Below are 26,023 nucleotides of genomic sequence, written 5' to 3'. Positions count from 1 at the left end.
ATTATTGACGGCGTCCATTAACAAATTGAATAAGTTCGGCGACCGCCTTATAAAATTCCGGAGCTATCACGTGATTGACCTGGACCTGTTTATAAAGTGACCGCGCCAACTGGATATTCTCGAATATGGGTATGTCATGCGCCTCGGCGATCTCCCTGATCTTTATGGCGATGATATCTTGACCCTTTGCCACAACGACGGGTGCCCCGTCTTTGGCAGGATTGTAACGCAGAGCAACCGAGAAGTGTGTCGGATTTGCGACGATCAGTGTGGCAGTCGGTACTGAAGCAATCATGCGCTGACGCGCGCGGTCCCGGCCAAGTGAACGCAAGCGCGATTTGAGCAGTGGGTCGCCTTCCGCCTGTTTGTGTTCATCTTTGATTTCCTGGCGTGTCATGCGAAGTTCGCTACGCCAATGAATACGGGTCCAGGCAAGGTCGAATGCTGCAAGCACGGTGACGGCAATCGCTACGGAGGAAAGCAGGCGCACGATATGCGTGCGGATGAGTTCGGGCAACTGGCCAGGCTCGGTGATGATAGCGTCGACGAAGAAATGGCTGTCTTTAAAGAAGATCATGAAGACGATGATGCTCGCGGCGGCAAATTTCAAAGTGGATTTGAGGAACTCGACGCGGCCTGCTGAACCGAAAAGACGAGACCAGCCTTTTACAATGGAAACACGCGACGCTTCCGGCTGGATGCGGTCGAAGACAATGCGAGGCGCGTTTTGCAGGACAGATGCAAGGATACCGGCGCCAGGGACAATGATGAGGACCGGCAGCAAGGCCAAGCCGACGGCTGAGCCGATAATGCCAAACAATTGTCGCGCGTCGTCGGCACTGCTCAGCCGCCAATCGTCCGATTTATCCATGAGTTCGGAAAGAAACGAAGCAAGTTTTGCGCCGCTGGGTACAACGACGAACACCATGATGATGAGAAAAGCGAGGATCGAAGCGAGGATTGGCGCTTCCCGTGAGAAAGGAAGATTGCCCTTTTCGATGGCATCACTGATTTTTTTCTCAGTGGCTTCCTCGGTTTTGCTTTCCTTGTCGGCCGTATCCGCCATTGGCTAGCGAACTCGTCTCACGCTGCGGGCTCTTCGGCTTCGAGTTTGAGGTCACCGCGGTCTGCGAGCACAATAGCCGTGCGGGCAATTGCACGCCGTGCTTCTGTCACCGCATTGGCGTTGACGTTGGTCTGGCTGGAAAGTTCGGTTTCCACCATGCGCCGCCCGCGGGTGGACAGTGACTGCAGGATGAGTTCCTGTAACTGCGGTTCGCAGCCGTGCAAGGCTGTCGTGACGACGTCGGTCTGGATTTCATCGAAAAGAACGAGCCGCGCGCGCTGCGATATGCGGACGATATCCTCGAAGGTGAACAGCTTGGCTTTGATCTTGGCGAGATCATCGGCGTGAAGATCGGTTAGGCCCGCAAGCAATTCGTCGATCTCGGATTTTTCCAGCTGATTGATTATATTGGCGATCGTTCCATGATGGCTCTTTTCGGAACCCGTGTTGTCCTTGCCGGTGACTTCGCGCTGCAGGATGCCCTCCAGCATTGTCGAAACGGCTGCACCAACCTTACGAATGTGCAACGTGCGCTGGATGATGGCGCTGCGCTCACCTGCATCGAAACGAACCAGGAGTTTGGCAGCAATATCGGACGGCAGGCGGGAAATGACATAGGCGCTTACCTGCGGATGTTGTGCGGTCAGATAGGCATGAAGCACGTCGGCTGGAATGCGTGGCAGCTGGTCCCACACCGACTCCTGCGTCACCAATTCCGGACGGCGGTTCTCGATGACAGCGCTGGCCTCGTCGGCTGAGAGCGTTTCGCGTAACAATCCTTCGAAGCGCATCCCGGCCTCGGATACCGGCGCGCCGTCGGCGAAGGCGTTTTCGAACTGCTTGACCAGCTCTTCGAAATCACCCGGCGTGATCGGTTCGAGCTTGCGCGCGTGGCCGGCTAGCGAACGCAGATCATCGGCGGTGAAATGCTTGAGAAGCCGCGATGCGGATGGTCGCCCGATGGCCACGAGCAATGCCGCCACCTTTTCGGGACCTGACAGATCCATGATGGCGCTTGAACTTTGAGGTATTTCTTGATCGCTCATGCGGCCCGGCTTCCAAGAGTTGTGGTATGAATTTTCGATCAGATGCCGCTGCCGATAACCTCGGTGAGGCTGACGCCGAAGCGAGAGGAATCATCCTCAAGAACGATTACTTCGCCGCGGGCGATAACCCTGCCATTGACAACGATATCGACCGGATCGCCGATCTGCTTGTCCAGGGTGACAACGGCGCCGCGGCCAAGCTTCATAAGATTGGCGACGGGCATCGATGTACTGCCGAGCACGACCTGGACATCCACCGGGATGCCCATGATGAGATCGATGTTGGGCTTCGTGCCTGCCGATTTGCGGTTTGGCTGCGCATCATCACGCTTCAAATCTTCGATCGCTTCGTTGAGTTCGTCTTCAATGGAGTTCTTGTCGGATATGGCCATGATTTGGAGAGCCCAGAGTTAGAGGACGGCGCTTGCCACATCGGCACTGCGCACGATGCGGTTGACGAATACGGGGAGATTCTTTGCGGGAGCCACAGGTACGGCCCTTGCAATAGACGCGGGCGTTGCCGGGGCAATATCTGACTGCTGGACAGGTGTCGGCATCACCCTGACATTGTCCTTGAGATCATTTTTGGCACGTTCGACGAGGTCGATGGCGCGGGTGATTTCGGAACGCACACGATCCGAATCCTTCAGCCTGGCCTCAAGCCGGACGCTCTCGTCGCGGCAGGTTTCCCGCTCCGCCTGCAGGATCGCGAGCGCCTGCTGCAGGTTTGCGGCAGAGCTGGCAACCTGATGCGCCATGCTGCGGCTCATAGTCGTGAGGCGGTTGGCCCTGCGCAGCGCCGCAAAGAAGACGACGAGCGAGACCGCGGTCAGCGCGATCGAAATGAAATTAATCAGCGGCAAGCTCATCGAGGAGATCCTCTTCTTCATTGACGGAATCGGTGATCCGTACGGTGAATGCGCTGCCGGCCTTGCCAAGCCGACATTTGTAAAGCGCCTGTTTGCCGCTGCGCAGACGGACCTGATCGATTGCATCCTTGGGCAAATACAGGACCTGACCGGGGTGCAATAGGGCGACTTGCTCGAGCGTCATCGAACCTTGCTGCAGATAGGCTTCAACATCGATGCGGGCGCGGCTGACTTCGAGCCGCAGTTTCTTGGCCCATGCAGGATCGGAGTGATGGGCAGGCTGGCGAAGCAACCGGGCAATTGCTTCCTGCATCGGCTTGAAACTGGACCGCGGCAAAAGGATCAGGATGTGACCGGAGCGTCCGGTCGCCTTTAACGCGATCGTGCAGCAGATCATGCGTGTTTCCGTGACCGCTCCTGGTGCAAGATGCTCGGTCTCGACGAGGTCGCCGATCTGGAACAGCGGCTCACCGCCGGCCGAGAAGATATGATCGAGCGAAGCGGTAACATCGCTGAATATCTGTCCGGCGATGCCAAGGTCGACGGAGGTCAGCGGGCGCGCCGCAGCGCCAGTGTCGTGACTCGCGCCGGAACCGAACAGCGCTTCTACACCGCAATCGATAAAGTTGCGATCTGCAGCAAGCATCAGCCGCGATCCCCACTTGGCAACCGGAACCATCCCGACAAGGCTGGCGCGCAGGAGATTCTCGCTGATCGCATCCTTCTCAAGTGATTCAATGCCGATGAATTCCGCACCTATCGCGACATCGGTTTGAGCTTGAACCCTTGAACCGAATGAACCGGCAAGATCGCGGAAGACTGCTTCCAGCGATTTAAGATCATCCACCGAGAGGCCTGCAGCCCGCAGAATGTTCTCTGCGAGCGCGTCGGGTCGTCTCTGTTCGGCTTCGACCTCCATGATCGTCTTACGCCGCTTGCTGCAACGGGGCAGGAGCCGATGGCGTCAGCGTTTCCTGCTCGACAACATCGATGGACGGGCGATCATAGGCGGAAATAGTCTTGCGGCCGTACTCCAGCGCAATTTGGGGCAGTGCGCCATTCATATAAGCAAGCAATGTCTGCTTGACGATCATGTAGAGACGGTTTTGCTTCTCACGGGTTGTCTTGATCTTGGTGGCGATCGGGCCGACGACGCCATAGGAAAGGAAAATTCCGGCGAAGGTTCCGACCAATGCCGCGCCTATCAAATGGCCGAGCACCTCCGGCGATTCGTTCAGCGCACCCATGGCCTTGATCACACCGAGTACCGCCGCGACGATGCCGAGCGCCGGAAGGCCTTCGGAAACGCTGACCATGGCATTATAGGGTTTGAGCTTGTCACGGGAGATGGTGTGGATCTCTTCGTCCATCAGGGCTTCGATCTCATGCGAGCGCGCATTGCCGATGATAATGAGGCGGCAATAATCGCAGATGAAATGCGTCAGATCGTGGTTTTTGAGCACGCTCGGAAAGGTTTGGAAAATTGTTGATTCCGTTGGGTTGTCGATGTGAACCTCAACCTCGTTGCGCGACTTGGCACGCAATTCCCGCATCAGGGCGTAAAGGACCCCGAGCACATCAAGGTAGTCCCGCTGCTTGGGAATCTTGTTGGTAAAGGCTTCCATACAGGCCCGACCTGTATCTTTGACCGCCGAAAACGGATTGGCCACCAGGAAGGTGCCGAGCGCAGAGCCGCCGATGATGACGAATTCCCAAGGCTGCATGAGCACGGCAACATGGCCTCCCATTGCGATAAATCCGCCGAGAAGACATCCCATCGTCACGACGAGTCCAACCAGAATACCCAAGGCGCTCTCCTGCACGTTTATCGTTAGAGCGCTAACAGCGTCGGCTTGCGTGAACCTTGCAGCGATGGGCGTTCGCCCTGTGGCGCGCGGATCAGTACCGCCAGCTTCAGGCAAGCTTGATTTGACAAACATGAGCCAAACGTTTTCAGGAAAGGCGCATCATGATCAATACGATGACGGGCTATAGGCTGATTGCCGCCGACTTGCCGCGTTCGCTCGCCCGCGTCTCCAAGGAGCCGATCGTTCAACGCGAGAGCGATTATTATCTGAAAAATATAGGCAATGTGAAATCCATCGACGATTTCATGAAAGACACGAAGCTGTACAATTATGCATTGAAGGCGTTCGGGCTTGAGGATATGGCCTATGCCAAAGCCTTCATCCGCAAGGTACTCACCGAAGGCATCGACAATCCCGACAGTTTCGCCAACAAGCTTACGGACCCCCGTTACAAGGAACTCGCGACGACGTTCAATTTTGTCAAGCTTGGCGACAAGACAACTGCCCAACCTCAGGTGAAGCAGCCCATCGTCGACAAATATGTGCGCCAGACCCTGGAGGTCGAAACGGGCCAGCAGAATGAAGGCGTGCGGCTGGCGCTGTATTTCGCCCGCAAGGCGCCAACCATTACCAATGCTTTCGAGATACTTGGTGACAAGGCGCTGCTGCAGGTCTTCCAGGCAACCTTCAACATGCCCGCACAGATGTCCAATCTCGACATCGACCGACAGGCCGAACTGGTCGAGGACAAACTTAATCTCAAGGATCTCAAGGACCCCGCCAAACTCAACAAGCTGTTAACGCGGTTCACTGCCATGTATGAGATGAAAAATCCTTCCACCGCTGCGAGCGCACCATCCTTGCTGCTCGGAGGAACCTCTACGATCGGGATATCGGCAAGCATTCTTGCGACCCTGCAGTCCTTCAAGCTGGGTGGTCGTTGATGGAAAATTCAATCTATGTTGGGCTTTCGGCGCAAATCTCGCTGGAGCGCCGGCTCGATGCGCTTGCTCACAATGTCGCCAACATGTCGACGCCTGGCTTTCGCGCCACGGGCATGAAGTTCGAGGCAATGGTGTCGAAAGCCGCGGAAAACTCAAGTTTCGTTACGGCCGGTGAGAGCTACATCAAGACCGAAGCCGGTCCGATCACCCAGACAGGCAATCCACTCGATGTGGCTGCAAAAGGCGACGTTTGGTTCTCCCTCCAGTCGCCGGCCGGTCAGGTCTATACGCGCGATGGTCGTATGCAGATGTCGACCACGGGCGAACTCCTCTCCGTGAAGGGCTATCCGATTCTCGATGCGGGTGGGCAGCCTTTGACGATCGATCCAAATGGTGGACCGCCTGATATTTCTTCGGATGGAGCCGTCTATCAAAACGGCAAGCAACTGGGCGCGATCGGTCTTTTTACCATTAGCCCGAACGCCAAGCTGACCTATTTTGACAATTCCTCAGTCATTCCGAGCCTGGCGGCGCAGCCTGCTATCGACAATCCCAATGCCGGTGTAATTCAGGGTTCGATCGAAGGGTCGAACGTAGACGCAATCAGCGAAATGACGCGGTTGATGAGCGTATCACGCGCTTTCGAACGCGTTGACGCATTGCTTCGCGGCAGTGAGAATACGTTCTCCGAAGCCATAAAGACGCTCGGATCGAAGACGTGATCGCCGTTTGACCATGCAGTCACTTGCAGCAGCCTTGCCTATGATACGCCAACGGACGGGCAGCCTGGAGACGCTGGCAAGGATCGTGTCGCAGATTGTCCAGGAGCGAAATCCTGTTGTTGTCGGCGGCTATGTCAATGAGGTGTCGCGCTCCGCCATCGGGGTTCGTGGGATATCGCACAAGGTTCAACTCGGCGACATCGTGGCAATCCGCGCGGACAACCAGCTCCACCCGGCGGAGGTTGTCCGGCTCGAACAGACAAGAGTGCTGATCAAGCCGTTCGATGACCGCATCGTGCCATCGCTTGGAACACCGGTCTTCCCGGAAGGTCCGTTGCGTATTGCGCCTGCACCCGACTGGAAGGGCAGGGTAATCAATGCTCTGGGATATTCACTCGACAATAAGGGACCATTATCAGCGGGAACCGATCCGAAACCTGTGGATTGCCCGGCACCGTCGGCGATGAATCGCGGCCGGGTGGAAAGGGGACTGCGCACCGGCGTCAATGTCGTCGACGTCTTCATGCCGATGTGCTTCGGCCAGCGCATGGGCGTTTTCGCCGGGTCTGGCGTTGGCAAATCCACACTGCTCGCCATGATGACGAAAGCCACCGACTTCGATACGGTCGTGCTGGCTCTGACAGGCGAGCGCGGGCGCGAAGTGCGGGACATGCTTGAAGACACGATGGCTGGGAAGCTCGAAAAGACCATCGCCGTCATCGCCACGGGCGATGAAAGCCCGATGATGCGCCGGCTTGCACCCAATACGGCAACCGCGATTGCAGAATATTTCCGGGATCGCGGCGAGAATGTTCTGCTGATCGTTGATTCCATCACGCGCTTTGCTCATGCGGCACGGGAAATCGCCATCGCAGCGGGCGAACCACCGGTATCGCGCGGTTATCCACCAAGCGTTTTCAGTCAGCTGCCGCGCCTGCTCGAACGCGCTGGACCTGGTCTCGAAAGCGGCGGCACCATTACCGGTATCTATGCGGTTCTTGTCGACGGCGACGACCACAATGATCCTATCTCCGATGCCATTCGTGGCACGCTTGACGGCCATATCGTTCTTGATCGTGGCATCGCGGCGCGGGGACGGTTCCCGGCAGTCGATATTCTCGGTTCCGTTTCTCGTCTTGCACAGCATAACTGGACAACAGAACAACAGAAATTGGTGACCAGTCTGCGCGGCCTCGTCGCGCGCTATGAAGAAACGCGCGATCTGCGCATGATCGGCGCGTATCAGGCGGGTAGCGACCTTCTCATCGATCAGGCGGTCAATCTTGTCCCTCTCATCTATGAAGCCATGCAGCAAACGCCGACGTCGCCACTCTCGCAAGACCCTTACAACGACCTTGCGGCATCGCTTCGCCCAAAGGAGCCATCATGACGAAACAACAGGCACCGCTCGCGAAATCGGCAGCGACAGCGGCAGAGCCCAGACTAATTCGTCCGCGCGATAAACGCTTTGACGGCTATTTGAAGAGTGCCGGGTTCGCGCTGGCGGTCGGTAGTTTCGTACTGCCCTTCGTCATGTACTACGATATTCTTGATGCGCGATCGACGCCCATGTCCTCGGGCCAAAAAGTCAATGATCCGCTCGACCGGACCAATCAGAAGGTCGTACGTGAGACCCGTGGCAGGAACGGGGCATCGCCGGGCAAACCGAGCGAGGAATTTGACCCCATGACGACCGCCACGACCGCGGATCTGAAGGAAAACCGGGTGTCCAGCATCGATGAGGCCAGCAAGCAGCCGTTTCCCGGCAAACCGGTTTTTCTGTTACGCGAGATCGTTGGCGGCCTGGTTATGATCGAAGACGATACCGGCTACTGGTTCGTCGAAAAAGGCGCAACCCTCCCGGATGGAAGCAAGCTCGTCGCTATCGAGCGCGGTGATGGCAAGGACAGTTGGCAGATCAAGACATCTGACGGCGATGTGATCAGCCGCACCAACTAGTGAACGTCGTTTTGAACATATGTTCCTGGCGCATCGGGCCGCAAGTCTCACGCAAGTTTGAAAGCATAGGTTAAGGCCAGTTAACCGTGTCAGACGTGCGAGGAAAGATATGCAGGGCATCCATCTGTTCGAGCTGGCATCACGTCAGGCCGAATGGCTCTCGGTGAGGCAGGCGGCGATCTCCGGAAATGTGGCCAATGCGAATACGCCGGGCTTCAAGGCGCGCGATGTCGAGCCGTTCAAGGACGTGCTGGAACAAACGCAGCTGACCATGGCTGCGACCAATCCCAAACATCTTGAGATCGATGCCTCCGGCATCAGCGCGACAGCGCTGCGCAAGGATGCGGTGACCGAACAAAATCATTCCAAAAATACGGTCAGCCTCGAGGAGGAAATGGTGAGATCCGGCGAGATCAACCGTCAGTTCTCGCTCAACACCAGCATCGTGAAAGCGTTTCATCGCATGATGCTGTCAGCGGTAAAGAGCTGAGATGTCCGATCCATTGCAAGCCGCCCTCAAAGTCGCCGCATCCGGTCTTTCCGCCCAATCGACGCGCCTGCGCATTGTTTCGGAAAACCTGGCCAATGCACAGTCGACGGGCAAGACCGCAGGCAGCGACCCTTATCGACGCAAGACGGTCTCCTTTGCGACAGAGCTTGATCGCGCCACCGGCGTCGAAACAGTACGCATTGCCGAGGTCGGTAAGGATACCTCTGCCTTTACCGAAGAATATGACCCGAGCCATCCGGCAGCCGATGCCAATGGCTATGTGAAATTGCCCAATGTCAGCATGGTCGTTGAAATGGCGGACATGCGTGAAGCCAATCGCTCCTATGAAGCCAATCTCCAAGTCGTCAAGCAGGCACGCGAACTGATTGCCATGACTGTCGACCTTTTGAGGAATTCCTGATGATAGACCAACTTCTCAGTGTTTCCACGCGTAACGCCCTCTCGAATTTGGCGGAGACCGTAGCCCCAGGCGCAGCGTCCCACGCTGCAACCACTGGCCAGTCTTCATTCGGCAATGTTCTGTCACAACTGGCAGGATCGGTCAGTCATAAGCTTGAAGGTGCCGAGGGGGTTTCGATGAAGAGTATGACCGGCGACGTGCCGACCCGCGACGTCGTGAATGCGGTCATGGATGCGGAACAGTCGCTGCAAACGGCCATCGCCATCCGCGACAAGATCGTCCAGGCCTATCTCGAAATCAGCCGCATGCCTATCTAAGGATCAACGATGAAAGCGCTTACTATTGCTGCAACCGGCATGAATGCCCAGCAGCTCAATCTGGAAGTGATTGCCAATAACATCGCCAACATTAACACAACGGGCTTCAAGCGCGCCAAGGCGGAATTTTCGGATCTGCTGTATCAAGCGGAACGGACGGCAGGCGTACCCAATGCGGCAAACCAAAGCATTATTCCAGAAGGGGCGATGGTCGGGCTGGGTGTTCAGACATCGGCGGTGCGCAATCTGCATATCCAGGGCGGACTCAACCAAACCGGTAATCCGTTCGACGTGGCGCTGGTCGGTCGCGGATGGTTCCAGATCCAGAACCCGGCTGGCGAGACGTTGTATAGCCGGGCAGGCACATTCAACACGAACAGTACCGGCCAACTGGTGACCCTCGATGGAAATCTGGTCGAACCGAACATCATTGTCCCCACGGATGCGATCGAGGTCAAAATAACCGATACGGGCCAGGTGTTTGCAAAAATGGCCGATCAGACGGCACTTGTCGATCTCGGCCAGCTGACGATCGCAAACTTTGCCAACGAAGCCGGATTAGAGCCGCTTGGCGACAATCTCTACAAGCAGACAGATGCTTCAGGTGACGCGGTTGTCGGTGTCCCGGGCGATCCTGGATTTGCGACGTTGAAACAGGCCTATCTGGAGAATTCCAACGTCGATCCGGTCAAGGAAATCACTGATCTGATCACGGCGCAGCGCGCCTACGAGATGAATTCGAAGGTGATTCAGGCTGCGGACGAAATGGCTCAAGTCGTTTCAAAGAACCTGCGCTAAGGAGAATTATGAAGGTGGCAACTTACTCGGCCAAAAATATCATTCGCATAGTGGCCTTGGCCGGCTGCGTTTGGCCGTTTGCGTTTGCCGCCTGTGCCGACCGCATAGCGTTTCTCGTTCCATCGCAGATTATCTACCCGGGCGAGATAATCGGCGGTTCAGGACTTCACGAAAAATACTTCACTATCAGAGCAAGTGCGGCGGGCCAATATGTCCTGTCTTCGCAACAGCTTGTCGGCAAGGTGGCGCGGCGGACTCTGCTGCCCGGACAGCCAATTCTGGTCAATGCATTGAATGAGCCTGATCTGGTCGAGCGCGGTGTTCCGGTAGCTCTGGTGTACAGCACGGGCACATTGGTCATCACCGCCAAAGGCTCGCCGATGGAAGCCGGACACGCTGGCGACTTCATCAAGGTACGTAATATGGACAGCGGCATCATCGTCTCCGGCACCGTGTTGGCTGACGGCAGCATCCAGGTCGGCATGCAATGATGCGTTTTACAGCCGCTCTCCTCGTGGGGATACTGGCAGGTACAGTGGTCGTGAAGGCAGCTGAGCCGTCGCCGAATGCCAAACTATATGGCACACCTGGCGAAGCCAAGGCTGCATGGCGAAAGGCTGAAGCGGAGGCCGCACTGCAGAGAGGCGATGATGGGAACTGGGGCGGTGCCGCGTCGCCTTTGGGGGAAGGCGGGGCGATTGCCCGCTTGAAGGATATCGCCAACATTCAGGGTGTGCGCGAAAATCAGCTCGTCGGCTATGGTCTTGTCATAGGCTTGAATGGGACGGGGGACAGCCTGCGCAGTGCACCCTTCACCGAACAATCCTTGCGCGCAATGCTCGACAATCTCGGCATCAGCCCACCTCCGGGCGCCTCGCGCGTAAAAAATGTCGCGGCGGTTATCATCACCGCCAACCTGCCACCGTTTGCCGGGCGGGGCTCGCGCATCGATGTTACGGTTTCCTCCCTCGGTGACGCAACATCGCTTGCCGGCGGAACACTGGTGATGACGCCGCTGGCGGCGGCCGATGGCCAGACCTACGCAGTTGCACAGGGTAATATGGTCGTCTCCGGGTTCGTGGCTTCCGGACAGGCCGAAACCTTGACCCAAGGTGTTCCGACCAGTGGCCGTATTCCGAACGGCGCGCTCGTCGAGAAGGAAGTGACCGGCAATTTCGGCCAGGACGAACTTGTGGTTGAATTACGCGAGCCGGACTTCACGACAGCTGTACGCATCACCGATACGATCAATGCCTTTGCCAAGCGGCGCTACAACCAGCCGGTGGCCAAAGAACGCGACTCAAAGACGATCCGCCTGCGCAGGCCCAAGAATATTTCCGCAACACGGTTCCTTGCCGAGATCGAGGGACTGCCGGTCGTGACCGATGAGGTCGCGCGCGTTGTCGTCGATGAGCGGACCGGCACGGTGGTGATCGGTGAGAAAGTGCGCATTTCGCGTGTCGCAATCAGCCATGGCAGCTTGTCGGTGCGCGTCACCGAGACACCGACGGTCGTCCAGCCTGAGCCTTTTTCCGATGGCGTGACGGCAGTTGAGCCGAACACGGCCATTGACGCAACCCAGACGTCGAAGCTCGGGATTCTCGGTGGTACCGATCTCGAAAGTCTCGTCAAAGGGCTGAACCAGATCGGCGTCAAACCACAGGGAATTATCGCGATCCTGCAGGGTATCAAGACGGCGGGCGCTTTGCATGCGGAGCTGGTGGTCCAATGACTATGATATCAGGCATGAAGAAATCGCTCAGATCGAGCATTGCTGCACTCGTCTTCAGTTCGGCTCTGTTGCTGCCTGTTACCTATGGTATTTCGCAGGAACCGGCGGTCAAGCAAGAGAGCGGTCAAGAGATTGACCGCTATTGCACCAACATCAGCGACAAGGCGGCCGATGAACGCTATGCCATGCAGACACGCGAATTGGCACAGCTTCGCGCGGATATAGACAGCCGTATCGAGCAGCTCGACGCCAGGCGCAAGGAATATGAAGTCTGGCTGAAGCGACGCGACGCGTTTATCGACAAGGCCGAGGATTCCCTTGTCGGCATCATCTCCAAGATGCGGCCGGACGCAGCGGCAGCGCAGATGGCGCTGCTTGGCGACGAGGCCGCCGCCGCACTTCTTCTCAAACTCAATCCCCGCGTCTCCAGTGTCATTTTAAATGAAATGCCTGCGGAAAAATCATCGAAGCTTGCCCGGGTCATCGTCGGGTCACGCATTGTTCCAGCAGCAGAAAGAACCGCCCAATGAAAAAAGCGGCACAATCGATCGCTCTTGTCGGTGTTCTCACTCTTGCAGGTTGCGCGAACAATTTACGCGACTTCAATCGCCCGCCCGAAATGTCGCCAGTGGGCACAGGCGTTGGCCAAGGCTTCAATGTTACTGACCCGGCTTACTACCCGTCACAGCCGCGGCCACAAAAATATTCGCTCTGGCGGGACAGTCAGGCAAGTTTCTTCCGTGATCCGCGGGCAACCAATCCCGGTGACGTGCTGACCGTCGACATCACCATTGATGACAAGGCGAAGCTGGACAACAAGTCTGACCGGTCGCGTGTAGCATCCTCCGGCTATGGATTGTCCGCTGACATAGGCGGCAGCGGAGTGTCGCCGAGCGATATCAGCGGCAATCTCGACCTGAATTCGGATAGCCGCTCCAAGGGCGAAGGCAAGATCGACCGGTCGGAAAAGATCAATCTCCAGGTCGCGGCGATCGTCACCGCAATTCTGCCGAACGGAAACATGGTTATCCGGGGCTCACAGGAAATCGGTGTCAACAACGAGTTGCGGGTTCTCAATGTGGCCGGCGTGGTCCGTCCCCGAGACATCACCAATCTGAACAGAATTCCGTACGACAAGATTGCCGAGGCGCGGATCTTCTATGGTGGACGCGGACGCCAGAGCGAGGTGCAACAGCCGCCTTGGGGTCAGCAGATCCTCGACACCGTCTCGCCGATCTAGGATTGATAATGAGTGCTTCTGAAGATACTCCATCTGCCCCGAAAGGCCCTTCGATCGGCGCGTTGATCGGTGTCGTTGCGGTGCTGACGCTTGTCGCAGCGGGTGGTGGATGGTTTCTTGGTGGCCAACTTGGCCTTGCCGAAGAGGCCAAGCCCGAGGGGGAAAAACCCGCCATCGCGGCGGAATTGCCTACCGGCAGCGTCGTTCCGCTGAAACCCATACTCACCAACATCAAGATACCGCAGGACGTATGGATCCGGCTCGAAACCGGCGTCGTGGCGCGGCCCGGTGAGAAAGTTTCGGACGAGCTTGCCGCGACGGTCGCTGGCGATTTCACGGCTTTCATGAGAACTGTCAATTTGATGCAGCTGCGTGGTCCGGCAGGCATCGAGTATCTGAGGACGGATCTGCAGGAGCGCGCGGTGATACGCTCCCAGGGCAAGATCGAGAAAGTCTATATCTGGGCGCTGGTGATGGAATGAAAAGACGGTTTCTGACGCCAGCATTCCTTCTGGTTCTCACCGGGACGGCGATGGCGCAAACCTCGCTGCTCGAGGGTTTGCTCCCGCCCGGCAGTGCATCGACCAGCGGCCAGATCATGCAGATGCTGGCGGCGCTGACGGTACTGTCCATCGCACCGGGCCTCTTGATCATGGTGACCAGCTTTACCCGCTTCGCCATTGCTTTTTCGATGCTGCGCTCAGGCTTGGGCCTGCAGACGACGCCGGCCAACCTGGTGATGATCAGCCTTGCCTTGTTCATGACATTCTATGTCATGGCGCCTGTATTCGATCGAGCCTGGCAAAATGGCGTCCAGCCGCTGGTCAACAATCAGATTACCCAGGAAGTGGCTATCAACGAGATCGCCACACCGTTTCGCGAGTTCATGCTGCGACAGGTGCGCGACAAGGATCTGCGCCTCTTCGAGGACCTGGCGGACGAGTCATTTCGCACCAAGGCCAATGATGTCGTCGACATGCGCATCCTCATTCCAGCCTTCATGATCTCTGAACTGCGCCGCGGTTTCGAGATCGGTTTCCTGATCGTATTGCCCTTTCTGGTAATCGATCTCATCGTTGCGACGCTGACAATGTCGATGGGCATGATGATGCTGCCGCCAACGGTGCTGTCGCTCCCCTTCAAGATCCTGTTTTTCGTGCTCATCGATGGCTGGAATATTCTCGTCGGCAGCCTGATCCGTTCGTTTTCGTAAAGGCTGACCAGCACTTGCCAAGAAGAAAAAAATTAACGCTTAGTGTTATTGAAACTGTAATACTTATGTCGTACTCATCACGCCATGACGGGTTGTCATCAAGACAATAGGCATCATGCCGCTCCGTCAAATCGGTAAAATCCGATATGTCCCGATCCAGATATCTCATCAGGGGCTTGATCCTATGACCAGCATTCTTACAAACGCATCAGCAATGACTGCGCTGCAGACACTCAACACAACCAACAAGAACCTTGCGACCACGCAGGACCGTATCGCTACCGGCCAGCGCGTTTCCACCGCTTCCGACAATGCCGCTTACTGGTCAATCGCGACCGGCATGCGCACGCAGAATTCCGCTCTTTCGGCCGTCAAGGACGGTCTGGGTCTCGGCGCTTCGATCGTGGACACTGCTTACACCGCATTGACCAGCGCTATCGACCTCGCCAGCAAGATCCAGGCGAAATACGTTGCCAAGGAAACCCCTGGTACAGACGGCACGATTATCGACGCTGACATCGCTGAAATGAAGGCCCAGATCGTCGAGATGGCGAAGGGCGCAACATTCCAGGGTGTAAACCTGTTGGAGACTGGTGGCGCGGCACAGAATATCGTGACCGGCTATACATCTGGTACGGGCGTAACAACGATGAGCGTCGCGGCCTATGATCTTGAAGCCGCGCTGACCGCTGCAACATCGTCCTCAACCGTTGAAACAGCCGTCAACGCCATGAAGGCTGCTGCTGCCGGCCTTGGCTCTGCCAAGACTCGCATTGATACACAGCAGACGTTCACCGGCAATCTGATGGACGCAATCGATCGCGGCGTTGGCCAGCTCGTCGACGCCGACATGAACGCAGAATCCGCACGGTTGTCGGCTCTTCAGGTTCAGCAGCAGCTGGGTATCCAGGCTCTCTCGATTGCCAACTCCAGCAACCAGAGCATCCTGTCGCTGTTCCGCGGCTGATAACGATAATTTTTCTAGTTCAGATCTGGGCCACGCTTCGCGTGGCCTTTTTTGTTTTGCAACGATGTTCCGACACGAGGCTCTAACTTCGCGCAAGCTTCGCGCTCTATGGTTCCATCACGCGACGGTGGTGGGAATTGATGGAAAAGAACATAAGACAGACATTTGCGCAGCTCGGCACGGCGATGCAGAAGCTTGGCGCAAGGCGGCTCCTTGCTCTTGGAATCATTGGCATCACGCTGTTCAGCGCCATTCTTGTATCAAGCCTTTACCTCAACCGGCCGCAATACGAGACGCTGTATGTCGGTCTCAGCCGTGACGATGTTAACCGCATGGGCATGGCGCTCGGCGAAGCCGGCATTCCCTTCGATGTGAAATCGGACGGCACCTCCATTCTGGTGGCCTTTGGCAAAGCCGATCAGGCACGCATGTACCTTGCGGAAAAAGGTCTGCCCACCAGCAACAATGCCGGTTACGAGCTGTTCGACAATATGGGCTCGCTCGGGCTCACATCGTTCATGCAGGAGATTACCCGGGTTCGAGCGCTCGAGGGTGAAATTTCCCGTACCATTCAGGCAATTCGCGGCATCAAGGCTGCCCGCGTTCATATCGTCTTGCCGGAAAAGGGGAGCTTCCGTCGTGGCGATCAGGCGCCATCCGCGTCGGTTGTCATTCGTACCGAAGGCGACTTCGCCATCGAATCAGCACAGTCGATCCGCCAGCTTGTCGCTGCCGCGGTGCCGCAGCTTACAGCAGCGGAAGTCACCATTCTCGATACCAATGGCCGTCTGCTTGCCTCGAAGGATGACGGCACCAATGCGGGTGCCGTGATGTCGGCGACGCTGGAACAGAACGTTTCCGCTTCGGTGGATGAGAGCATCCGCAAGGCCCTTGCGCCCTATCTTGGCGTTGGCCATTTCCAGACCAGCGTTCAGGTCGCGCTCGACACGGATCGCCGCCAGACCAACGAGACGGTATTTGATCCGGAATCACGCGTCGAACGTTCGGTGCGGGTGGTGCGCGAGAGCGGCGATTCGAAGAATTCGACCAGCGACAATGCAACGGGTGTCGAACAGAACATTCCGCAGGAAGAAATCGCCAGCAAGAACGGCGATAGTTCTACAGAAAAGACTGACAAGCGAGAAGAACTGACCAATTACGAGTTGAACTCGAAGACAGTCTCGACGACCAGCGACAGTTATCAAATCAAGCGGCTCTCGATCGCAGTCGTCATCGATCAGGCGCGCCTGCTGGCAACGGCCGGTGTGACGCCGGCTCCCGACAAATTCCTCGAGCAGCAGATCGCAAAAATCACCGAACTTGTCGCAACAGCGGCGGGTCTCGACCAGAAGCGCGGCGACGTGATTAACGTGACTGCAGTCAATTTCATGGAGGCTTCGGACGAACAGCTGGCGCCTGCTTCAACACCGGTATCTGAGATGATCTTCCGTCAAGCCGGTAGTTTCATCAACGCTGCCGCTCTTATCGCCGCAGTAGGGCTTGTGCTCTGGTTCGGAGTCCGCCCCCTGATGCGTGAAATGAACAAGCCGCAAGAGGCTTTGCAACTCGCCGCAAGTTCGAACCTTCCGGTTCCAGGTTTGGCACCCGCGTCTAATCTTCCGGTCGTTGCGCAGGTTCGTGCGGAACATAGCCTGCCGTATGATGATCTCAGCGAACTCAGACGACGCATGCGTGTGCCTGCGCAAAATCGTCTGGAGCAGATGATCGACATGGATGAAGAACGGGTCGCGGCTATCCTGAAACAATGGGTTCACGAGGCAGCCTGATGGTCGCGCGCTCTGTCGCCAGTGTGCTGACTGATTTCACGCCGAAGCACGTGCCAGCCGACCGCGTCACCGTCTTTGCGGCCGTGAACAGGGAACGAGCCGACTTATTGGCAAAGATCGAGGAACCATCGGAGGATGTTGTTGAACTCATCGATTACGAGTTGAAGATCAAGGAGGCGTTTGTTGCGGGGCGCGAATCCGGCCAGGCGGAGGCCGCGGTGCTGTTCGAGGCCGAGAAAATCCGGCTTGAGAGGGAGTTCCAGGATCAGCTGGCCGCCGCGGAGGTGCTCTTCATGCAACAAACCGGCACGCGCATGGCGGAGCAGATCGGCGACGGGCTGTCCGCAATTGCATCGGACCTTTCGGGGTCGCTCGCTGCCGTTCTCACACCTTTGGTCGAAGAGCGCTTGCGCGAACGCGCTGTCGAAGCATTTGCTCGGGAGGTGGAACGGATGACCAAGCAATTCGCCGCTGTCAGCATGGAAATTTCCGGTCCATCCCATCTTCTCGACGTGCTTCGCATGCGACCCGAGATCGATCAGATGCGTTGCACCTTCCGGGAATCTGGCCAATCGGAATTGTCGATGAAACTGGATGATGCAGTGGTCGAGACCCGGCTTGGCCGCCTCATCGACGCGTTGAGAGATACCGCCGATGAACATTGATCCGGAAACGCACCGTGAGATCATAATTGTGCGGCGCGGCCGTGAACATGAAGAGGGTCATCACGGCGGGGTTTGGAAAATCGCCTATGCGGATTTTATGACCGCAATGATGGCCTTCTTCCTTGTCATGTGGCTCATCAATGCGGCCAACGAGGAAACGAAGGCCGCCGTTGCCGCCTATTTCAATCCGGTCAAACTGATGGACCGGCAATCGAGGCCGAAGGGTATTGAGGAAACCGACAACCAGGAGGGCAAGGTTCGCTTTGAAAGCCTGGATGCGACCGATGCCGAGACCAAAAGTGCGCGCAATGAAAAGCAGGTTCAATCACCACCTGCAACCGAAGAACGGCAGATTTTCAAAGATCCGTATGCCGTGCTTGCCGAGATCACCACGGAGTCCGGCGTTCTGCAAAACCGTTCTGCAGCGGGGGAGGGCGGCTCCAATCGTGCCGGTCCATCGACAGGTGCCGAGGGCGGAGACGCCTATCGCGACCCATTCAATCCCAACTACTGGTCGACCCACGTCGAGGATGAGATTTTCCCTCTGACGGACAGTCCGGTAACGTCGCCTCCATCCCAGGACAATGCGATAGCGCCAAAGCCGAATGAGGCTTCTGATGCAGACGTGCAAGTAAAGCAGGTGGCGCTGGAGAAACGAATGGCCGCTGGCGAGCCGCTGGCCGACGCGAAAGCTGCTGCATCCAATGATGTCAAGCCGGCGAATGCCGAAAAGACAGCGGTGGTGAAAGACGAAAAGCCCGGCGCGGTTGAGATCAATGCTGCCCGTGAACTTGCAGCGGAGATTTCGAAGAAAACGGGCGCGAGCTTGGATGAAAAAGCGCCTGACATTTCGGTCGTCCCCACTGAAGATGGCGTCATGATCCAGCTCACCGACAAGGTTGATTATGGCATGTTTGCCATAGGATCGGCCAAGCCTGACAAACGCGTGGTGCAGGTGCTCGATGAAATCGCCAAGATCATTGCCACCCGCAAGGGCGACGTGGTCATCAGCGGACACACCGATGCGCGACCGTTCAAAAGCGAAACCTATGACAACTGGCGCCTGTCATCGGCGCGTGCACATATGGCCTATTATATGCTGACGCGTGGTGGTCTTAACGCCAAACGTATCCTGCGCGTTGAAGGCTATGCCGACCGCGACCCAAAGATTCCGGCAGATCCTTACGCTGCCCAGAACCGGCGCATCGACATCTTTCTGAAGACAGCTTCCAGATGATCGCACGGCAAACCATCCGCTGGTTGTTGTTCGGCCTGATCAGTATGCCGCTGACAACGGCGCATGCTGCCATGCCCTCACCTGAGCCCTACATGCTGGTGCGATCCATGCGCATGCTGCAGGATCAGGTGGCGTCCGGAAAGCCGGAAGCATTGCCGATGCTCAATCGCGTGCTCGGCCATATTGCTGAACAGCTACAGGCTGCCAGACCGGAAGTCTGGTCGAAACCGGCAAATGTCTACGCCATTTTCATCTATCTCCTTAATGGCGGCAATCCAGAGGTTGTTCGCACCATATTGACCTCGGCCAATCTCGGTCACGTCGATCCCAAACTCGTAGCGGGGTCTCTGGCTTATGCCGATGGCGATACGCTGCGCATTATCGAGAATTTCCAGGAACTGCCGCCTAATGTTCCCATCGAGCTTGTTGCATCGATCTATCTGGTCACGGCGACACAGCTCGCGGGCCTCGACGCAGGAACCGCACTCAAGCGGCTGGATTATATACGCCTCAACGCACCAGGAACGCTGCTGGAGGAGGCGGCGCTGCGGCGTGGGCTGATGATCGCGGCACGTCTTGGAGACAAGGACAAGGTCAGGTTATTGGCGCGGAATTATCTTCAGCGCTTCGCCCTTTCCCCCTATTCGGAGGACTTCTTTCGCCAGCTTGTCGACGCCTTGATGGTGATCAAGGATAAGATAAGCAATGCGGAGATCGAAGAGTTGGCCTCCTTGGCGTGGCCCGGTGCCCGCTTGCCTTTCTACCTGCGCATTGCCCGAGGTGCGATCGTCGATGGCGATATGCAGCGGGCACGATTTGCGTCGGAACAGGCTGACGCCCTTTCAACTGTGCTTAAGACAGACGACACGCAAGCCAAGCTCTATCTGGCGGTCAGCAATGTTGGATCCGACAAGACCGGCGACGCCAGGTTCATGCTTTCGAAACTGCCGAGAGACCGTCTGCATGGTCGTGACGTCAATCTCTTGGAGGCTGCGATCGTGATGGCAAACAAGATTCTTGCACAACCAATTGCGGGGATGGATGGACTGCAGCAAGCGCCGGTCGCAGGCAGTGCCATTGCAATCGCTGAACCTGGCAGCGCCAAGACAGCTCCGGTCAATGCCGTCGATCCGATGATTGTTGAAACACGCAAGAAACTCGACGCTGTTGACGCGCTTCTCGGGAGGGCGAGGAAATGACCATGGGAGCTCAGATGCCGCTTAAGACAATGCTTGAAGCAATTGTCCGCGACAAGGGCAAGGACGCTATGCCTGACCAAAAGCCGGAGAAGGATGCATCTTCGGATTTCAGCTCAATGGTGAGAGCGGTTGGCCCGAAGCTGAAGCTCGACAAGGAAAATTCAAAGCCGGACAAGAGCTTGACGGAATCGCGCGATACAGCGGAGCTTGATGAGGAGGACAGGGATGTTCCGGGCGCTCCCGCTCAAGGTGTCTTCGGCCAGGCGCTTCTTGCTTTCGAACAATTGCTCGACCGGCAGCAGCACGAAAATGGCGCAAAGCCACAATCCGTCACCAAAGCCAGGGCGTCATCCAAAGCCGATACAGTTACAGAACCCATGCAAATCGTCGACGCGGATCAGGCAAGCGAAAAACCGGCCGAGATATCCGTGCCCGATAAAAGGCCCGGGAAGAGCGATCTGAAAGCCGTCACGAATACCCAGGTAGCCGCTGCCTTGCAGGACAAACAGCAACCCGGCAAATTAGTCTCGCAAGCCGGGCAGGACGTTGCGCCTGCGACCGAGGCACCCGAGGCACCGAAACCCAAGGTGAACATCAAGGCCGCCCCGGTCGAATACGCCGCGCCTGGTGAGGCAGCTACGCCCGCACTGTCCCCGTCGGTTCAGGCGGAGGCAAAACTCGGTGCGACTGCGTTGAATAATTCGGTGCCGGTACAAACCTCCCGCCTGCCGATAACCGATGTCGAGGTTCTTTCTGATCGCAGCATGCCCGGCGCCAGAACGCTGGTGATCCAGCTTCAGCCCATCGAACTTGGAACAGTAACGGCGCGCATGCGTCTGACGCCTGACGGGATGCATATCCAGTTGATGGCGGAAAACCCGGCGATGGCAGAACATCTGGCCAAGGACCATGACATGCTTACCAAGGCCCTGCAGCGGGCGGGTGTGGCAGATGATGCCTCGTCAGTCACCATCTCGGTCATTGATCGCTCCGGCGCCGCCTCGAGCACGCAGACAGGGCAGCAGAACCCGTCCGCGCAGGATCAGGCCGGCGCGCGAGCCAGCGGTCAGGGTCAATCCGGGTTCGACGGCTCGCCCGGTGACCGTTCCGGCAATCAAGAACCCTTTGGAGAGATGCGATCCGATGCGCGTGTGGAAAAGGCAACCGAGCCGGATATTGGGTATGGCCGTTCACGCGGGTTGGTTGTTTAGCCTGTTTCTCGCGTTGCAGCCTGCCTCGGCGGAAAACCTCTGCGAGCAGCAAATGCACCGTGCGTCGACGAAGTACGATATTCCTATCGGCATTCTCTACGCGGTAGGTTTGACTGAAACGGGGCACAAGGACTCGCTCCAGCCCTATGCAATGAATATAGAAGGCAAAGCGGTTTTTATGCCGTCAGCAGCAGCTGCCATGGCCAAATTCAACGAGGCGCATGCGCGCGGAGCAAAGCTCATCGACATCGGATGCATGCAGATCAATCACTATTTTCACGCCAGCAAGTTCCCGTCTGTAGAGGCAATGTTAAACCCTGCCGCTAATGTCGACTACGCCGCGCGATTTCTAAAAGAGCTCAGAGCACGCGAAGGCGGTTGGACCATGGCGGTTGCGCGCTATCACGCGGGACCCAACAATGACCCGGCCCAGAAGCAATATGTTTGCCGGGTAATTGAAAATATGGTGGCTACCGGCTTCGGCAACTGGACGCCAAAGGCGCGAATGTTTTGCGATAAGTGATTGTGTTAATACTTGGTAATAAAACGTGAATTTGTCTTCGCGGTCATATTTTGTAAAGTTTAAATTGGTAATGATCCTGCCCGCGCCGGACCTGCCAGCTTCCCCGAGAATGCATCTAATCCGAATTATTTAGGTCTCCCAATAAATTAGGTACAATATATTGGGAATTGTCGCCGAGTCATCGACCCCGCTAGTTGTGTGTTGCTTGGGGCAAAATAAATGATTCGGAAGGTGGGGCAGTGATTGTAGTCGTCGACGAACGAAGTCTGGTGACGAGTGGGTATTCGGCGTGGTTCGCCCGGGAGGGCATAACAACAACAGGTTTTACTCCGGACGATTTCGGCGATTGGGTCGCCACCGTTCAGAAGAACGACATTATGGCGGTCGAGGCATTTCTCATAGGAGAATGTGTCAATCGCAGCCAGTTTCCACAAAAAATTCGCGAGCGCTGTTCAGCGCCGGTCATCGCTGTCAATGAAACGCAGTCATTGGAACATACGCTGGAACTTTTTCAGGCGGGTGTCGACGATGTGGTTCGCAAGCCGATGCATGTGCGAGAGATACTGGCGCGAATCAATGCCATTCGCCGCCGCTATGGCAATGGCGATGCGGGAACGCAGGTCGGTCCGATCCGGGTATTTTCTGACGGCCGCGATCCGCAGGTCAACGGGCTTGATTTTTCCCTGCCGCGGCGGGAACGGCGCATACTTGAATATTTGATCGCCAACCGCGGACGCCGGCTGAACAAGGCGCAGATATTCAGCGCGATCTACGGCATTTTCGACAGCGATGTCGAGGAAAGTGTCGTTGAGAGTCATATCAGCAAGCTTCGCAAGAAGCTGCGTGAGCAACTTGGTTATGATCCGATCGATTCCAAGCGCTTTCTCGGCTACTGCATCAATCTGGACTAACTTGCCAGATTTTGGCCGCCATCGGCGGTCAAGTCGAAATTCAAGTATTCCCCGGTGACACCATCTGAACGTCAGCTTCGCGCAAGTATTGCGCGCTAACGATTCTGAACGGAATCACGGTGCAAGGAGACGGAAATGAGCCTCTATGGAATGATGCGAACCGGTGTGTCGGGCATGAATGCTCAGGCCAACAGGCTGTCGACCGTGGCGGACAACATCGCCAACTCCAGCACGACCGGCTACAAGCGCGCCAGCACGCAGTTCGCATCGCTGGTGTTGCCAAGTTCTGGCGGGGCTTATAATTCCGGTGGTGTCGAAACGGTCATTCGCCACCATATTTCGGATGACGGCTCGCAGCGCTTTACGACTTCTTCGACCGACCTTGCGCTGAAAGGCAATGGCTTCTTCATCGTCGGCAATGCCGACGATACGCCCTATCTGACGCGGGCCGGTTCATTCGTACCGGATGCGCAAGGCAACCTTGTCAATTCGGCCGGTTACTATCTGATGGGTTATCCGGTGGTCAATGGCAACGTCAATCCGGTTGCCAATGGCTTTCAGGGGCTCGAAAAGGTCAACATCGCTCAAAATGACCTGATCGCCGATCCAAGCAAGACCGGCATATTCACGGCCAATCTCCCGGCAGGCGCTTCGATTGTTGCCGCGGCTGACCGCCCGCCGACAAATGCCACTGCGTCAGCTCAATATACGGCCAAGACATCCGTGCAGACATTTGACAATCTCGGTAACGTCGTCGTCGTCGATCTCTACTTCACCAAGACTGCAGACAATACCTGGGAAGTTGCCGCCTATAATCATGCCAATGCATCGGCCGCCGGTGGTTTTCCCTATACGCCTGCCGCTCCGTTGACGACGGAAAATTATACGTTTGATGCCGTCACCGGCAAGCTTACTTCTGCTGACAAGTCGATCTCGGTCCCAGTACCAAACGGACAGGCGCTGGAAATCGACTTTTCCGCCACCAAACAGCTGGCAGGTGATTACACGCCAATCGAGGTAAAGATTGACGGCAACACGCCAAGCCCAATCGAAAATGTCAGCATCGCCGACGATGGCACCGTAACCGCCATCTACAAGAACGGTGCGAAGCGGGCGATTTACCAGATTGCGCTGGCCGACGTTCCAAGTCCTGACAACCTGCTTGTCATGACAGGCAATGTGTTCTCCCCGAGTGCAGAATCCGGCGACGTCCAACTCGGCTTTGCCGGTAGCGGCAGCTTTGGCACGCTGACATCCGGGGCGCTCGAAGAATCGAATGCCGACATCGCGCAGGAACTGACGGAAATGATTGAATCTCAGAGAAGCTATACCGCAAATTCGAAGGTCTTTCAGACCGGCGCGGATTTGATGGACGTGCTGGTGAATCTGAAAAGATAGCTGAACTTCTAATGGCGAATGGACACAGGGCATGTCACTAACTTCGGCGCTCCTTACTGCTCAGAGTGCGCTCAATACCGTATCGAAACAGACAGCGCTGGTCTCCCGCAACATCGCGGGCGCCAACGATCCTGATTTTACCCGGCGTATTGGTGCCGTCGTGAGCGGGCCAAACGGATCGACCTATCTTTCCATGACCCGCTCGGCCGACTCCGCGCTTCTGTCCAAATTTATTGAAAGCAACAGCCAGTATAACGCGTCCAACACGCTGCAGGCCGGCCTCGACCGACTGTCCGGGATCTATTCGGCCGATGATGCATCGGGATCACCAAGTTCGCTCCTTGGCGACTTGCGCGATTCATTGCAGCTCTACGCCTCGCAGCCCGGCAACACGTCAGTTGGGGAATCCGCGGTCACCAAGGCGACAGAACTCGCCAACGCGCTGAACAAGGGCACGGAAGAAACGCAGAAGCTGCGCCAGGATGCCGACAACGACATCGGCGATTCCGTCAAGAATCTGAACGCGCTGCTGGCGCAGTTCGAGACCGTCAACAACAGGATCATCAACGGCACGCGTTCCGGCACAGACGTCTCGGACTATCTCGACCAGCGCGATGGCCTGCTGAAGCAGATCTCAGGCGAGATCGGCATCACGACGCTGGTCCGCGGCGATAACGACATGGTGGTGTTTGCCGAATCCGGTGTAACGCTTTTCGAAGGTTCACCGCGCACGGTCAGCTTCACACCGACCAGCGCATTCAGCGCGGGTACAGGCGGCAACGATGTCTATGTCGATGGCGTGCCGCTATCGCATGGAACATTTCAGCAGCCCTATGGTACTGGCCGCCTCAGCGGTTTGTTGCAACTGCGCGACGACACGGCGCCGGCCTATCAAAACCAACTCGACGAGATAGCGCGCAGCCTCGTCAGCATGTTCGCGGAAAAGGACCAGAAAACACCAGCGACGCTACCGACGGTGCCCGGTCTGTTCACGTATTCAGGTGCGCCAACAATGCCGGCGGACGCGGCGATTCTTCCGGGCATTGCCGGCACAATCAGGGTTTCTGCCGCCTTCATCCTGACCGAAGGCGGCAACCCAGCTCTCTTGCGCGATGGCGGTGCGGCAGGCGCAGATTATGTACAGAATCCCGACGGCTCGGCGGGATTTTCAGCGCGGCTCCAGGATCTCATCGGTTCTATCTCGGCGCCTCGCAACTACGATCCGGATGCAGCCGCCGGCGATAGGAAAAGTCTTCTTGATTTTTCTGCGGCCACGATCAGTTCGCTTGAGACCAAGCGCAAATCTGTAACCCAGACAAATGAGTACAACACCGTTCTGGCATCGCGTGCCGAAGACGCCATTTCCAACACCAGTGGCGTGAATATCGACACGGAGATGGCGTCGATGCTCGATCTCGAACATTCCTATAAGGCATCGGCGCAGATCATCTCCGCCGTTGATGCCATGTTGAACGAACTCTTTCAGGCGGTGAGATAGAT

The 26,023-nt window shown here is 56.8% G+C and carries 30 protein-coding genes; 24 read left to right on the top strand and 6 right to left on the bottom strand.

Translation table 11 applies throughout. The features are described 5' to 3' along the window. Nucleotide 1 precedes the first annotated feature (1 nt). Genes LB462_RS16805 through motA form a run of 6 tightly spaced genes read right to left on the bottom strand, consistent with a single transcriptional unit; the run spans nucleotide 2 to nucleotide 4,789 of the window. Entirely contained in the window at nucleotides 2–1,066 is a 1,065-nt protein-coding gene (locus LB462_RS16805) for an EscU/YscU/HrcU family type III secretion system export apparatus switch protein (protein WP_224510352.1), read from the bottom strand. A gap of 17 nt (nucleotides 1,067–1,083) precedes the next feature. Next, nucleotides 1,084–2,112, bottom strand: a complete 1,029-nt coding sequence (locus tag LB462_RS16800) for a flagellar motor switch protein FliG (protein WP_224510349.1) — start codon at nucleotides 2,110–2,112, stop codon at nucleotides 1,084–1,086. Between the two features lie 38 nt (nucleotides 2,113–2,150). Continuing rightward, on the bottom strand, nucleotides 2,151–2,504 hold the full coding sequence (gene fliN / locus LB462_RS16795) for a flagellar motor switch protein FliN (RefSeq protein WP_224510329.1): 354 nt from the start codon (nucleotides 2,502–2,504) through the stop codon (nucleotides 2,151–2,153). Between the two features lie 18 nt (nucleotides 2,505–2,522). After that, nucleotides 2,523–2,981, bottom strand: coding sequence for a BAB2_0123 family type IV secretion system effector (locus LB462_RS16790; RefSeq protein ID WP_224510326.1), 459 nt, complete (start codon nucleotides 2,979–2,981; stop codon nucleotides 2,523–2,525). Continuing rightward, nucleotides 2,962–3,900 (bottom strand): FliM/FliN family flagellar motor switch protein, encoded by a 939-nt coding sequence (locus tag LB462_RS16785; protein ID WP_224510323.1) that lies wholly within the window; start codon nucleotides 3,898–3,900, stop codon nucleotides 2,962–2,964. Before LB462_RS16785 ends, LB462_RS16790 begins: the two co-directional genes overlap by 20 nt. Before the next feature lie 7 nt (nucleotides 3,901–3,907). Next, entirely contained in the window at nucleotides 3,908–4,789 is an 882-nt protein-coding gene (gene motA / locus LB462_RS16780; RefSeq protein WP_370637207.1) for a flagellar motor stator protein MotA, read from the bottom strand. A 161-nt stretch (nucleotides 4,790–4,950) separates the two neighbouring features. Here motA and LB462_RS16775 point away from each other — a divergent pair, with 161 nt between their 5' ends. The 24 genes from LB462_RS16775 to flgK all read left to right on the top strand — a co-directional run bounded on the left by LB462_RS16775 (nucleotide 4,951) and on the right by flgK (nucleotide 26,021). After that, on the top strand, nucleotides 4,951–5,733 hold the full coding sequence (locus tag LB462_RS16775) for a DUF1217 domain-containing protein (RefSeq protein ID WP_224510303.1): 783 nt from the start codon (nucleotides 4,951–4,953) through the stop codon (nucleotides 5,731–5,733). Further along, the gene (flgF, locus tag LB462_RS16770; RefSeq protein ID WP_224510286.1) at nucleotides 5,730–6,455 is read left to right on the top strand and encodes a flagellar basal-body rod protein FlgF; all 726 of its coding nucleotides are present in this window, start codon (nucleotides 5,730–5,732) and stop codon (nucleotides 6,453–6,455) included. The genes LB462_RS16775 and flgF overlap by 4 nt, the downstream gene beginning before the upstream one ends. A gap of 40 nt (nucleotides 6,456–6,495) precedes the next feature. Next, nucleotides 6,496–7,845 (top strand): flagellar protein export ATPase FliI, encoded by a 1,350-nt coding sequence (gene fliI, locus LB462_RS16765; RefSeq protein WP_224510283.1) that lies wholly within the window; start codon nucleotides 6,496–6,498, stop codon nucleotides 7,843–7,845. Then, entirely contained in the window at nucleotides 7,842–8,414 is a 573-nt protein-coding gene (locus LB462_RS16760; protein ID WP_224510280.1) for a hypothetical protein, read from the top strand. The genes fliI and LB462_RS16760 overlap by 4 nt, the downstream gene beginning before the upstream one ends. 109 nt (nucleotides 8,415–8,523) lie before the next feature. Then, on the top strand, nucleotides 8,524–8,904 hold the full coding sequence (gene flgB, locus LB462_RS16755) for a flagellar basal body rod protein FlgB (RefSeq protein WP_224510279.1): 381 nt from the start codon (nucleotides 8,524–8,526) through the stop codon (nucleotides 8,902–8,904). A 1-nt stretch (nucleotide 8,905) separates the two neighbouring features. Beyond that, complete coding sequence (flgC, locus tag LB462_RS16750) at nucleotides 8,906–9,325, top strand: flagellar basal body rod protein FlgC (protein ID WP_112532380.1); 420 nt, start codon at nucleotides 8,906–8,908, stop codon at nucleotides 9,323–9,325. Continuing rightward, nucleotides 9,325–9,642 (top strand): flagellar hook-basal body complex protein FliE, encoded by a 318-nt coding sequence (gene fliE / locus LB462_RS16745; RefSeq protein WP_224510276.1) that lies wholly within the window; start codon nucleotides 9,325–9,327, stop codon nucleotides 9,640–9,642. The genes flgC and fliE overlap by 1 nt, the downstream gene beginning before the upstream one ends. 9 nt (nucleotides 9,643–9,651) lie before the next feature. Next, nucleotides 9,652–10,440, top strand: coding sequence for a flagellar basal-body rod protein FlgG (gene flgG / locus LB462_RS16740; protein ID WP_210004905.1), 789 nt, complete (start codon nucleotides 9,652–9,654; stop codon nucleotides 10,438–10,440). 38 nt (nucleotides 10,441–10,478) lie between these two features. Beyond that, complete coding sequence (gene flgA, locus LB462_RS16735; RefSeq protein WP_370637205.1) at nucleotides 10,479–10,931, top strand: flagellar basal body P-ring formation chaperone FlgA; 453 nt, start codon at nucleotides 10,479–10,481, stop codon at nucleotides 10,929–10,931. Continuing rightward, nucleotides 10,931–12,172, top strand: coding sequence for a flagellar basal body P-ring protein FlgI (locus LB462_RS16730; RefSeq protein WP_224510542.1), 1,242 nt, complete (start codon nucleotides 10,931–10,933; stop codon nucleotides 12,170–12,172). The genes flgA and LB462_RS16730 overlap by 1 nt, the downstream gene beginning before the upstream one ends. Then, nucleotides 12,169–12,702, top strand: coding sequence for a MotE family protein (locus tag LB462_RS16725; RefSeq protein WP_370637199.1), 534 nt, complete (start codon nucleotides 12,169–12,171; stop codon nucleotides 12,700–12,702). The genes LB462_RS16730 and LB462_RS16725 overlap by 4 nt, the downstream gene beginning before the upstream one ends. Beyond that, entirely contained in the window at nucleotides 12,699–13,412 is a 714-nt protein-coding gene (flgH, locus tag LB462_RS16720) for a flagellar basal body L-ring protein FlgH (RefSeq protein WP_224510274.1), read from the top strand. Before LB462_RS16725 ends, flgH begins: the two co-directional genes overlap by 4 nt. Nucleotides 13,413–13,420: 8 nt before the next feature. After that, nucleotides 13,421–13,894 carry a flagellar basal body-associated FliL family protein gene (locus tag LB462_RS16715; RefSeq protein ID WP_224510271.1) on the top strand — a complete coding sequence of 158 codons (474 nt, stop codon included), beginning with the start codon at nucleotides 13,421–13,423 and terminating at the stop codon, nucleotides 13,892–13,894. Beyond that, a complete protein-coding gene (fliP, locus tag LB462_RS16710; RefSeq protein ID WP_224510268.1) occupies nucleotides 13,891–14,625 on the top strand; it encodes a flagellar type III secretion system pore protein FliP in 735 nt (244 codons plus the stop codon). Before LB462_RS16715 ends, fliP begins: the two co-directional genes overlap by 4 nt. Before the next feature lie 184 nt (nucleotides 14,626–14,809). After that, nucleotides 14,810–15,592: a flagellin N-terminal helical domain-containing protein gene (locus LB462_RS16705; protein WP_224510264.1), complete on the top strand. Its 783-nt coding sequence runs from the start codon at nucleotides 14,810–14,812 to the stop codon at nucleotides 15,590–15,592. Between the two features lie 140 nt (nucleotides 15,593–15,732). Further along, the gene (fliF, locus tag LB462_RS16700) at nucleotides 15,733–17,379 is read left to right on the top strand and encodes a flagellar basal-body MS-ring/collar protein FliF (RefSeq protein WP_224510261.1); all 1,647 of its coding nucleotides are present in this window, start codon (nucleotides 15,733–15,735) and stop codon (nucleotides 17,377–17,379) included. After that, complete coding sequence (locus tag LB462_RS16695) at nucleotides 17,379–18,044, top strand: hypothetical protein (RefSeq protein WP_224510258.1); 666 nt, start codon at nucleotides 17,379–17,381, stop codon at nucleotides 18,042–18,044. Before fliF ends, LB462_RS16695 begins: the two co-directional genes overlap by 1 nt. Beyond that, a complete protein-coding gene (locus LB462_RS16690) occupies nucleotides 18,034–19,281 on the top strand; it encodes a MotB family protein (protein WP_224510256.1) in 1,248 nt (415 codons plus the stop codon). Before LB462_RS16695 ends, LB462_RS16690 begins: the two co-directional genes overlap by 11 nt. Next, nucleotides 19,278–20,480 carry a MotC family chemotaxis protein gene (locus LB462_RS16685; RefSeq protein WP_224510253.1) on the top strand — a complete coding sequence of 401 codons (1,203 nt, stop codon included), beginning with the start codon at nucleotides 19,278–19,280 and terminating at the stop codon, nucleotides 20,478–20,480. Before LB462_RS16690 ends, LB462_RS16685 begins: the two co-directional genes overlap by 4 nt. Beyond that, complete coding sequence (locus LB462_RS16680) at nucleotides 20,477–21,691, top strand: flagellar hook-length control protein FliK (RefSeq protein ID WP_224510250.1); 1,215 nt, start codon at nucleotides 20,477–20,479, stop codon at nucleotides 21,689–21,691. Before LB462_RS16685 ends, LB462_RS16680 begins: the two co-directional genes overlap by 4 nt. Then, nucleotides 21,663–22,214 carry a transglycosylase SLT domain-containing protein gene (locus LB462_RS16675; RefSeq protein ID WP_224510246.1) on the top strand — a complete coding sequence of 184 codons (552 nt, stop codon included), beginning with the start codon at nucleotides 21,663–21,665 and terminating at the stop codon, nucleotides 22,212–22,214. The genes LB462_RS16680 and LB462_RS16675 overlap by 29 nt, the downstream gene beginning before the upstream one ends. A gap of 239 nt (nucleotides 22,215–22,453) precedes the next feature. Beyond that, nucleotides 22,454–23,125, top strand: a complete 672-nt coding sequence (gene ftcR / locus LB462_RS16670; RefSeq protein ID WP_224510243.1) for a flagellar transcriptional regulator FtcR — start codon at nucleotides 22,454–22,456, stop codon at nucleotides 23,123–23,125. 135 nt (nucleotides 23,126–23,260) lie between these two features. Next, on the top strand, nucleotides 23,261–24,523 hold the full coding sequence (locus LB462_RS16665; RefSeq protein WP_224510240.1) for a flagellar hook protein FlgE: 1,263 nt from the start codon (nucleotides 23,261–23,263) through the stop codon (nucleotides 24,521–24,523). A gap of 31 nt (nucleotides 24,524–24,554) precedes the next feature. Continuing rightward, complete coding sequence (gene flgK, locus LB462_RS16660; RefSeq protein ID WP_224510238.1) at nucleotides 24,555–26,021, top strand: flagellar hook-associated protein FlgK; 1,467 nt, start codon at nucleotides 24,555–24,557, stop codon at nucleotides 26,019–26,021. The last annotated feature ends 2 nt before the right edge of the window (nucleotides 26,022–26,023 follow it).

This window comes from Phyllobacterium chamaecytisi (assembly GCF_020164455.1).
In the GTDB taxonomy this organism is placed as follows: Bacteria; Pseudomonadota; Alphaproteobacteria; order Rhizobiales; family Rhizobiaceae; genus Phyllobacterium; species Phyllobacterium chamaecytisi.
This window is presented reverse-complemented; position numbering and strand designations above follow the sequence as displayed.

Bases quoted from the DNA above. Each gene is read 5' to 3' on its own strand.
- LB462_RS16805 (WP_224510352.1), bottom strand. From the start codon at position 1,066: ATGGCGGATACGGCCGACAAGGAAAGCAAAACCGAGGAAGCCACTGAG.
- LB462_RS16800 (WP_224510349.1), bottom strand. From the start codon at position 2,112: ATGAGCGATCAAGAAATACCTCAAAGTTCAAGCGCCATCATGGATCTG.
- fliN (WP_224510329.1), bottom strand. From the start codon at position 2,504: ATGGCCATATCCGACAAGAACTCCATTGAAGACGAACTCAACGAAGCG.
- LB462_RS16790 (WP_224510326.1), bottom strand. From the start codon at position 2,981: ATGAGCTTGCCGCTGATTAATTTCATTTCGATCGCGCTGACCGCGGTC.
- LB462_RS16785 (WP_224510323.1), bottom strand. From the start codon at position 3,900: ATGGAGGTCGAAGCCGAACAGAGACGACCCGACGCGCTCGCAGAGAAC.
- LB462_RS16775 (WP_224510303.1), top strand. From the start codon at position 4,951: ATGATCAATACGATGACGGGCTATAGGCTGATTGCCGCCGACTTGCCG.
- fliI (WP_224510283.1), top strand. From the start codon at position 6,496: ATGATACGCCAACGGACGGGCAGCCTGGAGACGCTGGCAAGGATCGTG.
- LB462_RS16760 (WP_224510280.1), top strand. From the start codon at position 7,842: ATGACGAAACAACAGGCACCGCTCGCGAAATCGGCAGCGACAGCGGCA.
- flgB (WP_224510279.1), top strand. From the start codon at position 8,524: ATGCAGGGCATCCATCTGTTCGAGCTGGCATCACGTCAGGCCGAATGG.
- flgC (WP_112532380.1), top strand. From the start codon at position 8,906: ATGTCCGATCCATTGCAAGCCGCCCTCAAAGTCGCCGCATCCGGTCTT.
- fliE (WP_224510276.1), top strand. From the start codon at position 9,325: ATGATAGACCAACTTCTCAGTGTTTCCACGCGTAACGCCCTCTCGAAT.
- flgG (WP_210004905.1), top strand. From the start codon at position 9,652: ATGAAAGCGCTTACTATTGCTGCAACCGGCATGAATGCCCAGCAGCTC.
- LB462_RS16730 (WP_224510542.1), top strand. From the start codon at position 10,931: ATGCGTTTTACAGCCGCTCTCCTCGTGGGGATACTGGCAGGTACAGTG.
- LB462_RS16725 (WP_370637199.1), top strand. From the start codon at position 12,169: ATGACTATGATATCAGGCATGAAGAAATCGCTCAGATCGAGCATTGCT.
- flgH (WP_224510274.1), top strand. From the start codon at position 12,699: ATGAAAAAAGCGGCACAATCGATCGCTCTTGTCGGTGTTCTCACTCTT.
- LB462_RS16715 (WP_224510271.1), top strand. From the start codon at position 13,421: ATGAGTGCTTCTGAAGATACTCCATCTGCCCCGAAAGGCCCTTCGATC.
- fliP (WP_224510268.1), top strand. From the start codon at position 13,891: ATGAAAAGACGGTTTCTGACGCCAGCATTCCTTCTGGTTCTCACCGGG.
- LB462_RS16705 (WP_224510264.1), top strand. From the start codon at position 14,810: ATGACCAGCATTCTTACAAACGCATCAGCAATGACTGCGCTGCAGACA.
- fliF (WP_224510261.1), top strand. From the start codon at position 15,733: ATGGAAAAGAACATAAGACAGACATTTGCGCAGCTCGGCACGGCGATG.
- LB462_RS16695 (WP_224510258.1), top strand. From the start codon at position 17,379: ATGGTCGCGCGCTCTGTCGCCAGTGTGCTGACTGATTTCACGCCGAAG.
- LB462_RS16690 (WP_224510256.1), top strand. From the start codon at position 18,034: ATGAACATTGATCCGGAAACGCACCGTGAGATCATAATTGTGCGGCGC.
- LB462_RS16685 (WP_224510253.1), top strand. From the start codon at position 19,278: ATGATCGCACGGCAAACCATCCGCTGGTTGTTGTTCGGCCTGATCAGT.
- LB462_RS16680 (WP_224510250.1), top strand. From the start codon at position 20,477: ATGACCATGGGAGCTCAGATGCCGCTTAAGACAATGCTTGAAGCAATT.
- LB462_RS16675 (WP_224510246.1), top strand. From the start codon at position 21,663: ATGGCCGTTCACGCGGGTTGGTTGTTTAGCCTGTTTCTCGCGTTGCAG.
- LB462_RS16665 (WP_224510240.1), top strand. From the start codon at position 23,261: ATGAGCCTCTATGGAATGATGCGAACCGGTGTGTCGGGCATGAATGCT.
- flgK (WP_224510238.1), top strand. From the start codon at position 24,555: ATGTCACTAACTTCGGCGCTCCTTACTGCTCAGAGTGCGCTCAATACC.